Origin of the sequence: Streptomyces sp. NPDC086147, assembly GCF_040702165.1 — a bacterium.
Taxonomy (GTDB): Bacteria; Actinomycetota; Actinomycetes; order Streptomycetales; family Streptomycetaceae; genus Streptomyces.
Genome location: NZ_JBFBJO010000001.1, coordinates 268,686 through 280,972, shown reverse-complemented (window position 1 = coordinate 280,972; position 12,287 = coordinate 268,686). Strand labels below are relative to the sequence as shown.

At 72.5% G+C, this 12,287-nt stretch carries 14 protein-coding genes; 7 read left to right on the top strand and 7 right to left on the bottom strand.

Annotated features, from left to right (window positions below):
- Positions 1-26: 26 nt before the first annotated feature.
- From AB0398_RS01405 to ilvA, 3 genes are all read right to left on the bottom strand, one after another.
- Positions 27-890 (bottom strand): ABC transporter permease, encoded by an 864-nt coding sequence (locus tag AB0398_RS01405; protein WP_366371364.1) that lies wholly within the window; start codon positions 888-890, stop codon positions 27-29.
- A 37-nt stretch (positions 891-927) separates the two neighbouring features.
- A complete protein-coding gene (locus AB0398_RS01400) occupies positions 928-2,025 on the bottom strand; it encodes an ATP-binding cassette domain-containing protein (RefSeq protein WP_366371362.1) in 1,098 nt (365 codons plus the stop codon).
- 214 nt (positions 2,026-2,239) lie between these two features.
- Positions 2,240-3,469, bottom strand: coding sequence for a threonine ammonia-lyase (gene ilvA, locus AB0398_RS01395; RefSeq protein WP_366371360.1), 1,230 nt, complete (start codon positions 3,467-3,469; stop codon positions 2,240-2,242).
- Positions 3,470-3,618: 149 nt separating this feature from the next.
- Here ilvA and AB0398_RS01390 point away from each other — a divergent pair, with 149 nt between their 5' ends.
- From AB0398_RS01390 to AB0398_RS01375, 4 genes are all read left to right on the top strand, one after another.
- Positions 3,619-4,158 (top strand): MarR family transcriptional regulator, encoded by a 540-nt coding sequence (locus AB0398_RS01390; protein ID WP_366371358.1) that lies wholly within the window; start codon positions 3,619-3,621, stop codon positions 4,156-4,158.
- Positions 4,159-4,189: 31 nt separating this feature from the next.
- On the top strand, positions 4,190-4,636 hold the full coding sequence (locus AB0398_RS01385) for a sigma factor-like helix-turn-helix DNA-binding protein (protein WP_366371357.1): 447 nt from the start codon (positions 4,190-4,192) through the stop codon (positions 4,634-4,636).
- A complete protein-coding gene (locus AB0398_RS01380; protein WP_366371355.1) occupies positions 4,633-4,872 on the top strand; it encodes a hypothetical protein in 240 nt (79 codons plus the stop codon). Before AB0398_RS01385 ends, AB0398_RS01380 begins: the two co-directional genes overlap by 4 nt.
- 220 nt (positions 4,873-5,092) lie before the next feature.
- Positions 5,093-5,284 (top strand): DUF1059 domain-containing protein, encoded by a 192-nt coding sequence (locus AB0398_RS01375; RefSeq protein ID WP_366371353.1) that lies wholly within the window; start codon positions 5,093-5,095, stop codon positions 5,282-5,284.
- Positions 5,285-5,380: 96 nt separating this feature from the next.
- On the opposite strand, the gene AB0398_RS01370 is transcribed toward AB0398_RS01375, so the two are convergent.
- The gene (locus AB0398_RS01370; protein WP_366371351.1) at positions 5,381-6,535 is read right to left on the bottom strand and encodes a cystathionine gamma-synthase; all 1,155 of its coding nucleotides are present in this window, start codon (positions 6,533-6,535) and stop codon (positions 5,381-5,383) included.
- Positions 6,536-6,606: 71 nt separating this feature from the next.
- Between AB0398_RS01370 and AB0398_RS01365 the strand changes: the two genes are divergently transcribed.
- Complete coding sequence (locus AB0398_RS01365) at positions 6,607-7,713, top strand: hypothetical protein (RefSeq protein ID WP_366371349.1); 1,107 nt, start codon at positions 6,607-6,609, stop codon at positions 7,711-7,713.
- Between the two features lie 64 nt (positions 7,714-7,777).
- The gene (msrA, locus tag AB0398_RS01360) at positions 7,778-8,437 is read left to right on the top strand and encodes a peptide-methionine (S)-S-oxide reductase MsrA (protein ID WP_366371347.1); all 660 of its coding nucleotides are present in this window, start codon (positions 7,778-7,780) and stop codon (positions 8,435-8,437) included.
- A gap of 34 nt (positions 8,438-8,471) precedes the next feature.
- Here the strand turns inward: msrA and AB0398_RS01355 are convergent, their stop codons facing one another.
- Together AB0398_RS01355 and AB0398_RS01350 are read right to left on the bottom strand one after the other, a co-directional pair.
- Entirely contained in the window at positions 8,472-8,822 is a 351-nt protein-coding gene (locus AB0398_RS01355; protein WP_366371345.1) for a DUF1330 domain-containing protein, read from the bottom strand.
- Positions 8,823-8,897: 75 nt separating this feature from the next.
- Positions 8,898-9,950 (bottom strand): NAD(P)-dependent alcohol dehydrogenase, encoded by a 1,053-nt coding sequence (locus AB0398_RS01350; RefSeq protein WP_366371343.1) that lies wholly within the window; start codon positions 9,948-9,950, stop codon positions 8,898-8,900.
- 119 nt (positions 9,951-10,069) lie between these two features.
- Between AB0398_RS01350 and AB0398_RS01345 the strand changes: the two genes are divergently transcribed.
- Entirely contained in the window at positions 10,070-10,942 is an 873-nt protein-coding gene (locus tag AB0398_RS01345) for a helix-turn-helix transcriptional regulator (RefSeq protein ID WP_366371341.1), read from the top strand.
- Positions 10,943-11,030: 88 nt separating this feature from the next.
- Here the strand turns inward: AB0398_RS01345 and AB0398_RS01340 are convergent, their stop codons facing one another.
- Entirely contained in the window at positions 11,031-12,287 is a 1,257-nt protein-coding gene (locus AB0398_RS01340) for an Ig-like domain-containing protein (protein ID WP_366371339.1), read from the bottom strand.

The following is a 12,287-nucleotide window of genomic DNA, read 5'->3' as shown; positions in this document are numbered from 1 at the left end:
TGCGCGTGGTGACGCCGTGCCGGGGGTCAGGACGCCGCCGAGCGGTACTTGCGGACCGCGAGGGTCCGGAAGAGGGCGACGATCAGGACCGACCAGATGATCGAGGCCCAGACCGGGTGCTGCATCGGCCAGGCGTCGGAGGTCGAGACGCCGGGGTTGCCGAACAGCTCCCGGCACGCCTGCACGGTGGCGCTGAAGGGGTTCCACTCGGCGATGTGCCGCAGCCAGGGCGTCATCTGGTCCGAGTCCACGAACGCGTTCGAGATGAACGTGACCGGGAAGAGCCAGATGATGCCGCCCGAGGTGGCGGCCTCCGGGGTGCGGACGGAGAGGCCGATCAGGGCCCCGATCCAGGTGAAGGCGTAGCCGAGGAGCAGCAGCAGGACGAAGCCGGCCAGGACCCTTCCGGCGTTGGTCGGCTCGGCGGAGCCGGTGCGCCAGCCCACCAGGAGCGCGACGATCGCGAGGACGAGCAGCGTGACCGACGTCTGCGCGAGGTCGGCGACGGTGCGGCCGGTGAGGACCGCGCCCCGCGCCATCGGCAGCGAGCGGAAGCGGTCGATGATCCCCTTCTGCATGTCGTCGGCGATGCCGGCCGCCGATCCCGCCGTGGCGAAGGTGACGGTCTGCGCGAAGATGCCCGCCATCAGGAAGTCGCGGTAGACGTCGGGGTCGAGGGTGCCGCCGATCGCCATCGAGCCGCCGAAGACGTACGTGAAGAGCACCACGAACATCACCGGCTGGATGACCCCGAAGAGGATCATCTCGGGGATCCGGGTCATCCGGATGAGGTTGCGCTTGGCGACGACGAGGGAGTCGCCGAGGGACTGGGCGATGCCCCCGCGCGGCCGGGGGGCACGGGCCGGGGCCTCGGTGGTCACGGTGCTCACTTCGCCTCCTCCTTCACGTCCGTGGCGGTCATGGTGCTCACTTCGCCCCCTCCTTCGCGTCCTCGGCGGTCTCCGCGTCCTTCGCGGCCTTTCCGCGGTGCCTGCGGCTCCGGCCGCCCTGCTCGTCCGGGGCGTCGCCCTCCTCCTCTTCCTGCTCGGCCGCGTGGCCGGTCAGGGAGATGAAGACGTCGTCGAGGGTCGGGCGGCGCAGGCCGATGTCGTCGATCTCGACGCCGACGGCGTCCAGGTCGCGGATGACCTCGGCGAGCAGCTTGGCGCCGCCGGTGACGGGGACGGTGAGCATGCGGGTGTGCTCCTCGACGGAGACCTCGGCACGGCCCGGGCCGGGGCCACCGATGCCGCCGGCACCGCCCGCGACGCCGTAGCGGCCGAGGACCTCCCGGGCACCGGCGAGCATCCCCCGCTCCCGGACGACGACCTCGACGCGCTCGCCGCCCGTCTGCGCCTTGAGCTGGTCGGAGGTGCCGCGCGCGATGACCCGGCCGTGGTCGACCACGCAGATGTCGTGGGCGAGGTGGTCGGCCTCCTCCAGGTACTGGGTGGTGAGGAGCAGGGTCGTACCGCCGGCGACCAGCTCCTTGATGACCTCCCAGAGCTCCTGCCGGTTGCGCGGGTCGAGGCCGGTGGTCGGCTCGTCCATGAACATGACCGGCGGGGAGACCACGAGCGCGGCCGCGAGGTCGAGCCGGCGCCGCATGCCGCCCGAGTACGTCTTGGCGGGGCGGTCGGCGGCCTCGGCGAGGTGGAACCGTTCGAGCAGCTCGCCCGCCCGCGCCTTCGCCGCCCTCGCCTTCATCTGGTAGAGCTGTCCGACCATCTGGAGGTTCTCGCGGCCGGTGAGGTACTCGTCGACGGCCGCGAACTGGCCGGAGAGGCCGATTGAGCGGCGCACCTCGTTGGGGTGTTCGAGGACGTCGATCCCGGCGACCACGGCCCGCCCGCTGTCGGGCCGCAGGAGGGTCGTCAGGACGCGCACGGCGGTGGTCTTCCCCGCGCCGTTCGGACCGAGCAGGCCCAGGACGGTGCCCTCGGGCACGTCGAGGTCCACCCCGTCCAGAGCTCGTACGTCACCGAAGGTCTTCACCAGACCCTCGGCGTAGATCGCGCCTGGCATGTGGGTACTCCCCATGGATCGGGACTTTTTCCCACCGATCCTAGGTTTGGGGGACGGCCCGCGCCCACCGAATAAGTGATCTGCGCCACAAGCCGAGGTCAGGGGCGCGCGGGGGTCGGCCGAGGGCCGTGCACCCGACGCACGGAGGGCGGCCGAGGACCGTGCACCCGACGTACGGAGGGCGGCCGAGGACCGTGCACCCGACCTACGGGGGTCAGCCGAGGACCGTGTACCCGGCGTCCCGCAGCGCCTCCGTCACCTGCCGGCAGTGCTCCGGGCCCTTCGTCTCCAGGTGCAGCTCGACCTCCGCCTCCGTCAGGCCGAGCCTCGGGTCGGTCCGTACGTGGCTGACGTCCAGGACGTTGGCGTCGACCACCGTCAGGGCCGCGAGGAGCGACGCCAGGACCCCCGGCCGGTCCGTCACGCGCAGCCGCAGGCTCAGGTAGCGGCCCCCGGCGGCCATGCCGTGCCGCAGCACGCGCTGGAGGAGGAGCGGGTCGACGTTGCCGCCGGAGAGGACCGCGACCACCGGGCCCCGGAAGGACCCCGGGTCGGCGAGCAGGGCCGCGACCGGGCTGGCGCCCGCCGGTTCCACGACCAGCTTGGCGCGCTCCAGGCAGAGCAGCAGGGCGGAGGAGAGCGCGTCCTCGGAGACCGTGCGGACCTCGTCCACGTACTCCCTGATCAGGTCGAACGGCACGTCGCCGGGCCGGCCCACCTTGATGCCGTCGGCCATCGTCACCGGCGACTCGACGACCACCGGGTGCCCGGCAGCCAGCGAGGGCGGATAGGCGGCGGCGCCCTCCGCCTGCACCCCGATCACCTTTACGTCCGGGCGCAGCGACTTCACCGCGAGCCCGATGCCGGCCGCGAGACCGCCGCCGCCGACGCCGACCACGATCGTACGGACCTCGGGGCACTGCTCCAGGATCTCCAGGCCGACCGTGCCCTGCCCGACGATGACGTCGGGGTGGTCGAAGGGGTGGATGAGGACGGCGCCGGTCTCCCGCGCGTACTCCTCCGCCGCCGCGAGCGTCTCGTCCACGACCTGCCCCTGGAGACGGACCTCGGCGCCGTAGTCCCGGGTCGCCGCGACCTTCGGCAGCGGGGCGCCGACCGGCATGAAGACGGTGGCGCGCACCCCGAGCAGCCGCGAGGCGAGCGCGACGCCCTGCGCGTGGTTGCCGGCGGAGGCGGCGACGACCCCGGCGGCCTTCTCCTCGGGCCGCAGCCCGGCGATCCGCACGTACGCCCCGCGCAGTTTGAAGGAGCCGGTCCGCTGGAGGTTCTCGCACTTGAGGTGCACCGGCGCCCCCACCAGGGAGGACAGGTGCCGGCTGCCCTCCATCGCCGTCACGCGGGCCACCCCGGACAGCATCTTCTGCGCCCCGCGCACGTCGTCGAGCATCAGCCGGTGCAAGGGGCGTGGTGTACGGAAGCTCATGACAGCAAGTCTCGCAGCTCACGGCCCTGGTGACCGCCCGGACGGCAGGCGTCCGAACGGGTTTGGACGGGCCCGGTACGGACCCCGTCGGGTCCGCGTACTCTGTCCCCCACCGTCCGACCGCTCCCGCACGAGAGAGACCCACAGCCATGCCCCCGTCCCAGGACATGACGACCGCTCTCGACCCCGGTCTCCTCGACGCCCTCCAGCACCAGGTGGCCGTCTTCGCCCGCCGGGCCGAGCAGACCCGCCTCGGCGGCACCGGCCAGCTCCGCAACTCCATGGACCGGGCCGCGTACCTGCTCCTCAACCGGCTCGACCAGGAAGGCCCGATGGGCGTCAAGGCGCTCGCGGCGGGCATGGGGATCGACTCCTCGACGGTCACCCGCCAGGTCGCCCCGCTCGTGGACACCGGCCTGGTGAAGCGCACCTCGCACCCCGAGGACGGGCGGGCGGTCGTCCTCCAGCTCTCGCAGCGCGGGCTCGCGCGCCTGGAGGAGGTCCGCGCCTCGCGCCGCCGGCTGATGGCCGAGGTCACGGAGGGCTGGACACCGGACGAGCGCGAGGTCTTCTGCACCCTGCTCACCCGCTTCAACACCGCCCTGTCCGCACGCCAGTCGGCGCACACCGGGCACCTCCCGGCCGAGCCGGAGGCCACGGGCGGAAGCGAGTCCGCTCCGGCCTCTTGACCCCGTCCCCGCGCTGTCGTCGGATGAGGGGGTGCGAGAGCGGCGGAACGGCCGGGACGTCCGACGCGCCTCCCGCGCCCGGGAGTTCGACGCGTTCGCGGCCGGGGCGGCGGGGCGGCTGCTGCACGTCGCGACCCTGCTGACGGCCGAGACCCGCGCCCGGAACCCGTACGCCCGCGCCCTCCTGACGCACGTCCTCGCGCACACGTACGCGGTGTGGGACCGGCTGCGCGACGACGACCCGTACGCCTGCGCGCGCGACGAGCTCGTGCTCCGCTTCGCGCGCGTCCCCCGCCGCCGTCGCGGCGGCCACGGCGGCGTCCTCGCCCCGCTGAGCCCCCGGGAACGGGTCGTCGTCGTGCTGCGCCTGTACGAGGGGATCGCGGAGGAGCAGGTCGCGGCGCTGCTCGGGGTCTCCGAGGCGCGGATCCTGGCCGTCTGCGCCCGGGCGGTCGCCGTGCTGCGGGACACCCGGTGAACCGGGAGGAGGCGGTCCGGCGGCTCCTCGACACCCCGCACCCGCCGGTCCCCCGCGACCTCGCGCCCCGGGCGGCGGCCCTCGGCGCGCGCCGGCTGCGCCGGGCCCGGCGGACCCGGCGGCTGCTGTGGACCCTGACCGCGCTCGCCCTCCTGGCGTTCGTGGTGTGGGCGTCGGCGGCCCGCCCGTGGGAACCCCCGCCGGCCGGGACGACGCCGCCGCTCGAAGCCTGGTGAGAACGGTCCCAGGGCGTGTCCGGCGGATCATGGCCGGGGCCGCGACGCCCGGCACGGCACCTCGCCGCGTTGCCGAAACGTCCCGACAGCTCCGCTGTCGAGCCGCTCCGGCGCCTTGCGAGGCACCGCACCGGACACCGCGGCCTACCCGACCCCGATCCGCCGGACACGCCCTAGGCTGGAGGGGAACGGCACGCACACGGGTGCCGAGGAGGCTGTCATGACCAGGAAAGTCGCCGACTGCCGCAGGACGCCGAGCGTCATGGGCTGCACCCTCACCATCGTCGGTGAGGAGGAGGAAGTGGTACGGGCCGCCGCCGAGCACGCGGTCTCCGTCCACGGCCACGAGGACACCCCCGAGCTGCGGGCCATGGTCCGCGCGGACCTGGAGGACGAGAAGGTCCCGGCCTGAGGGCGTACGGGAGCACAGCGCCACACGGAAACACGGAGACGGCCGGGCGCGACCCCATGGGGCCCGCGCCCGGCCGTCGTACGTCCGCCGCCGGATCTAGCCCAGCGCCTGCCGCAGGTCGGCGAGCAGGTCGTCGGCGTTCTCGATGCCCACCGAGAGGCGGACGAGGTCGGCCGGGACCTCCAGGGCGGAGCCCGCGACGCTCGCGTGGGTCATCCGGCCCGGGTGCTCGATGAGGGACTCGACGCCGCCCAGGGACTCGCCGAGGGTGAAGAGCTTGGCGCGGTTGCAGACCTCTACGGCCGCCTCCTCGCCGCCCTCCACGCGGAAGGAGATCATGCCGCCGAAGGACCGCATCTGCTTGGCGGCGATCTCGTGGCCCGGGTGCTCGGGGAGGCCCGGGTAGAGGACCTGGGTCACCTTCGGGTGCTGGACCAGCATCTCGACGATCTTCTCGGCGTTCTCGCTGTGCCGGTCCATGCGCACGGCGAGGGTCTTGATGCCGCGCAGCACGATCCACGAGTCGAACGGGCCGGCGACCGCGCCCATCGCGTTCTGGTGGTACGCCAGCTCCTCGCCGAGGGCCGCGTCGGCCGTCACCAGGGCGCCGCCGACGACGTCCGAGTGGCCGCCCATGTACTTGGTGAGCGAGTGCACGACGACGTCCGCGCCGAGCGCCAGCGGCTGCTGGAGGTAGGGCGAGGCGAAGGTGTTGTCGACGACGAGCTTCACGCCGGCCTGGCGGGCGACGCCCGCGACGGCCTCGATGTCGGTGATGCCGAGGAGCGGGTTCGAGGGGGTCTCGACCCAGATCAGCTTCGTACGGTCGTTGATCGCGTCCCGCACGGCGGCGACGTCGGAGGTGTCCGCGACCGAGAAGTCCACGCCCCAGCGCTGCACGACCTTGGCGAAGAGCCGGAAGGTGCCGCCGTAGGCGTCGTTCGGGATGACGACGTGGTCGCCGGGGACCAGCAGGGCGCGCAGCAGGCAGTCCTCGGCGGCGAGGCCGGAGGCGAAGGCGAGGCCGCGCCGGCCGCCCTCCAGGGCCGCCAGGTTCTCCTCCAGGGCGGTGCGGGTCGGGTTGGCGCTGCGGCTGTACTCGTAACCGCCGCGCAGCCCGCCCACGCCGTCCTGCTTGTACGTGGAGACCTGGTAGATGGGCGGGACGACCGCGCCGGTCAGCGGGTCGGCGGTGTTGCCCGCGTGGATCGCGCGGGTCTCGAAGCTCTGGTGGATGTGCTGGTCGCTCATGCTCAGGAGCGTAGTGCCGCCGGGCCCCCGCCGCCGCGTTCGTCTCACGGCCTGTCCTGGACAATGGACACATGGAGATTCTCTGGTTCCTCATCGCGCTCGGGCTGCTGTTCGGCGTCCTCGGCCCCTACGTGCTGCGCCGCCGGAGCGGTGGCATCCGGCTGGCCGTGCCGGGCTCGCCCGACGCGGCGGATCCGGAGGCGTACGGGTTCGTGCCGCAGGAGGACCAGGACGTGCGGCTGCCGGGGGCGGACGAGGACCTGCTCGACGTGCTGAACGTCGTGCAGGCCACCCAGGACTGGAAGGCGGCCTCGCAGCTGCTCGCCGGCACCGGCAAGGACGGCGAGCTGCGCTGGCAGCGCGTGCAGGCGTTCGCGGGCGCGGCCTGCCTGGAGCTCGGGGAGAGGCCGGGCGTCGGCGGGGCGTGGCTGCGGGCCTGGCGGGCGGACGCGCCGAAGGACGCGGGCGGGGCGGCGGTGCACGCCGAGTTCCTGGTGCAGCAGGCGTGGCGCTCCTCGGCGGCCGGGAGCGACGACTTCCGGATCATCCTGGAGGAGGCGCTGAAGGTCACCGAGGAGGCGGCGCTGCTCGCCCCGGGCGACCCCGTCCCGTACATCACGCGGCTGGCCGTGGCGCGCGGTCTCGGTTACGAGCACGAGCGGTTCGACCAGGTGTGGGCGAAGGTGATCGACCGGGCGCCGCAGCACATGGGGGCGCACCTGGCGGCGCTGCACTACTGGTGCGAGAAGTGGCACGGTTCGCGCGAGGAGGCCGACCACTTCGCGACGACGGCGGCGGCGCGCGCCCCGCGCGGCTCGCTGCTCGCCGCGCTGCCGCTGTTCGCGGTGTACGAGCACGTGCCGGACGTGGTGCTCGTGCAGGACTTCTTCCGTACGCAGGTGGTGTCGAAGGCGGTGGAGGGCGCGCTGTACGCGGTGCACTCGGCCCGCCCCGACGACCCGATGCTGGCGCACGTGCGCCATCTGCTGGTGTGGTTCCTGGTGCGGGACGAACGCTGGGCGGAGGCCATGCACCAGTTCGTGAAGGTGGACGGGCACGTGGGCGCGGTGCCGTGGACGCTGGGCGCGGACCCGGCGGCGGAGTACACGGTCTTCCGGAACCTGGCGGTGGCGGGGTACGAGGCGAACGGCGGCAGCCCGCTGACGCTGCCGCGCTGAGGGAATCCCGGCGCTCCCGCGCTTGTTGTGCGGACTGCCGACGACCGTCGAGGAGAGATGCAGCATGTTCCTGTCCCGCACCCCCGTCCTCCCCACCCCCGAGCAGGCCCTGCCGGGCCGCGCCGAGCCGGAGTTCTCCGTGCCCGGGCGCCACACGGTCCTCGGCAACCCGCTCGTCGGCCCGTACCCGGAGGGTCTGGAGGTCGCCGACTTCGCCCTGGGCTGTTTCTGGGGCGCCGAGCGCAAGTTCTGGCAGACCGAGGGCGTCTGGACGACCCTCGTCGGCTACCAGGGCGGCTTCACGCGGAACCCGACCTACGAGGAGGTCTGCTCGGGCCTGACCGGCCACACGGAGATCGTCCGGGTGGTCTTCGACCCGTCGAAGGTCTCGTACGAGTCCCTCCTGAAGCTGTTCTGGGAGTCCCACGACCCGACGCAGGGCTTCCGCCAGGGCAACGACGTGGGCACCCAGTACCGCTCGGCGGTCTACACCCACTCCCCCGCCCAGGCCGCCGCGGCCGAGGCCTCCCGCGAGGCCTACCAGAAGGTCCTGACGGGCTCGGGCTACGGCGAGATCACCACCCACGTCCTGCCGGCCGCCGACCGCCCGTTCTACCCGGCGGAGGCGTACCACCAGCAGTACCTGGACAAGAACCCGGCGGGCTACTGCGGCATCGGCGGCACGGGGGTCTCGTGCCCGATCGGGGTGGCGAAGGCGGAGTAGTGGCCCTGTCAGTGGCCCTTGCCGTCCGCCCCGGTCACCCCGCCGCCGCCTCCCTCAGCGCCGCCGCCGTCGTCGCCGGGTCGTATCCCTCCGGGACCCCGTCGATCAGGAGGACGTCGCCGGTCATGTGGCGGGTGCGGAGGGGGATCAGGGCCCGGTAGGGGGCGGAGGCGTACCAGGCTCGGGCGTTCTCGTAGGTCGGGAAGGCGATGATCACGAGGGCGCCGGGCCAGGTGCCTTCCGGGACCTCGCGGGCGGGGGCGCCGTGGACGAGGAAGCGGCCTCCGTAGGGGTCCAGGGTGGCCTGGACGCGCTCCATGTACGTGAAGACCTCCTCGTCGAGGACGGGCTTCGGGTGCAGGTTTCCGAGTGCGTATGCGGTCATGGGGACAGCGTGCCGGGGCATGCCGTACGGGTCGATTACTCCCGACGTCATGCCCCGGCACGCTGTCCGGACCCGTCAGATGGTCGACGTGTCGATCACGAAGCGGTAGCGGACGTCGCTCGCGATCACCCGCTCGTACGCCTCGTTGATCCGGTCCGCCGCGATCACCTCGATCTCCGCCCCCAGGCCGTGCGCGGCGCAGAAGTCGAGCATCTCCTGCGTCTCGGCGATGGAGCCGATCATCGAGCCGGCGAGGGTCTTGCGGCCGCCGATCAGGGAGAACAGGCTGACCCGGACCGGCTCCTCGGGGGCGCCCACGTTCACCAGGGCGCCGTCCGTGCGCACCAGGCCCAGGTAGGCGTCGAAGTCCAGCGGTGCCGAGACGGTGGAGATCACCAGGTCGAAGGTGCCGGCGAGCGCGGTGAAGGTCTCCGGGTCGCTCGTCGCGTGGTAGTGGTCGGCGCCCAGCCTCAGGGCGTCCTCCCGCTTCTTCTCGGACTGGCTGAGGACCGTCACCTCGGCGCCGAGCGCGTGCGCGATCCTGACGCCCATGTGGCCGAGCCCGCCGAGGCCGACGATCGCGACCTTCTTGCCGGGGCCGGCCTGCCAGTGGGCGAGCGGCGAGTAGAGGGTGATGCCGGCGCAGAGCAGCGGGGCGGCCTCGTCGAGGCCGATGCCCTCGGGGATGCGCAGGGTGTAGTTCTCGTCGACGACGATGTGGGTGGAGTAGCCGCCGTAGGTCGGCTCGCCGTTCTTGTCGCGGGCGTTGTACGTGCCCGTGCCGCCCTCGACGCAGTACTGCTCCAGGCCCTGGCGGCAGTACTCGCACGTGCGGCAGGAGTCCACGAAGCAGCCGACGCCGACCCGGTCGCCGACCTCGAACCTCGTCACGCCGGAGCCGGTCGCGGCGACCACGCCGGCGATCTCGTGGCCGGGGACCATCGGGTAGATGCCCTCGCCCCAGCCGTCGCGCGCCTGGTGGATGTCGGAGTGGCAGATGCCGGCGTACTTGATCTCGATGAGGACGTCGTGTTCGCCGACCGGCCGGCGCGGCACAGTGGTGCGGGCGAGGGGGGCGTGGGCGGCGGGCGCGGCGTAGGCGGGGACGGTGGTCACGTTCGTGGTCATGGCCCCGAGCCTGCCCGGGAACAGCGGCTTCACCCAGCCACCTGTCCTGCCTACGACCGGTGTGCCTACTACTGCCAGGGACAGGAACGCGCGTCCGCCGGCGCGGACCGGCGGCGATAATGGGCCGGGTGGACCCCAGTGCCGAACTCAGTGAATTCCTGCGCTCCCGCAGGGCCCGGCTGAAGCCCCAGGACGTGGGACTGCCCGAGTTCGGGCGGCACCGGCGGGTGCCGGGGCTGCGCCGGGAGGAGCTGGCGCAGCTGGCCGGGGTCTCGGTGGCGTACTACACCCGGCTCGAACAGGGCAACGGCCGGAACGTGTCCATGGAGGTCCTGGACGCGATCGCGCGGGCGCTGCGCCTGAGCGACACCGAGCGGGCGCATCTGACGCACCTGGCGAAGCCGACGGTGAAGAAGCGGCAGCGGGCGGCGATCTCCCGCCCCCAGCAGGTGCGGCCGGGCATCGCGCACCTGCTCGACTCGATGGACGGGGTGCCCGCCGTCGTCCTGGGGCGCCGCCTCGACCTGCTCGCCTGGAACCGGATGGCGCGGGCGCTGCTCGGCGACTTCACCACCTGGGAGCCGCACGAGCGGAACATGGCCCGGATGGTCTTCCTCGATCCGAACGCGCGCTCGCTCTACCTCGACTGGGAGTGCAAGGCGACCGAGGTGGTGAGCGTGCTGCGACTGTACGCGGGGTGCTACCCGGACGATCCGAAGCTGCTCGCGCTGGTGGGCGAGCTGTCGGTGCGCAGCGAGGAGTTCCGCTCGCTGTGGGCGGCGCACACGGTGGCGGACAAGGGCCACGGCACGAAGCGGATGCGGCACCCGCTGGTGGGCGAGATGGAGCTGTCGTACGAGACGCTGAAGGTGTCCGGCGCCGATCCGGACCTGGTGCTCGTGACGTACCACGCGGAGCCGGGCACGCCCTCGGCGGACGCGCTGCGGCTGCTCGCGCAGTGGGGCGTGGACGAGGCCGTGGACGCGCGGTAGGCGGGCGGGAAGAGCGCGAAGGGCCCCCTCCCGGTGGAGGGGGCCCTTTCTACGTGCGTGCGGGAGTGCGGGAGGCGCGGGGGCGGGTTCAGGCCGCCGAGCCGGCCTTCCAGTCCGACCAGCTCATGTTCCAGCCGTTGAGGCCGTTGCTGGGGGCGATCGTCTTGTCCTTGGAGTTCTTGACGATCACGACGTCGCCGACGAGCGAGTGGTCGTAGAACCAGGCGGCCATCTGGTTGGGGTCGCCGGCGCCCTTGACGTCGTTGAGGCCCACGCAGCCGTGGCTGGTGTTGGAGGAGCCGAAGATCGAGTCCGGGCCCCAGTAGTTGCCGTGGATGAAGGTGCCCGAGCTGGACAGGCGCATGGCGTGCGGCACGTCCTTGATGTCGTACTCGCCCTTGCCGTCGTCGTCGGTGAAGCCGACGGTGGCGCCGTTCATCCGGGTCTCCTTGAACTTCTCGGAGATCACCATCTGACCGTTGTAGGTCGGGTTCTCCGGGGAGCCGGCGGAGATCGGGATGGTCTTGACCGTCTTGCCGTCCTGCTTGACCGTCATGGTCTTGGTGGCGACGTCGACGGTGGAGACCTGGTTGCGGCCGATCTTGAAGGTGACGGTCTTCTGCTGGACGCCGTAGACGCCGTCGGCGCCCTCGACGCCGTCGAGGTTCAGCTTCAGCGTGACGGTCGAGCCCTCGGTCCAGTACGCGTCGGGGCGGAAGTCGAGGCGCTGGGGGCTGAACCAGTGGCCGACGACCTCCTGGCCGGAGCTGGAGCTGACGGTGACGGCGCTCTGGACGGCTTTCTTGTCGGTGATCGCCTTGTTGAAGTTGATCGAGACCGGCATGCCGACGCCGACGGTCGAGCCGTCCTCGGGCGTGAAGTTGCCGATGAAGCTGTTGGCCTGCGAGACGGTGGTGAACGAGGAGTTCTCGTGGGCCTCCAGGCCGGCCGCGTCCGCGGCGGTGGCGGTGATCTTGTAGACCGTGGCGCGCTTGAGCGCGACGGTCGGCTTCCAGCTGAGGCCGTCGGCCGCTATCTCGCCCTTGACCGCCGTGCCCTCGGCGGAGGTCATGACGACCTCGGTGAGCTTGCCGTCGGCGACGGTGACCTTGGCGTCGTTGTTGATGGAGGCGTCCTGGGCGCCGTTCTTCGGCGAGATGGTGATCCGGGCCTTGGAGGTCTTCTGCGCCGCCGCCTCGTCGACCTGCTCCTGGGACTGCGGGGTCGCGGTTCCGGAGGCGCCGCTGCCGCCCTTGTCGCCGTCGTCGCACGCCGAGAGCACCAACACACCGCTGAGCAGGGCAGCCGCGGCCGCCAGGCTCCTGCGGCGCTTGCCGTCCGTCAT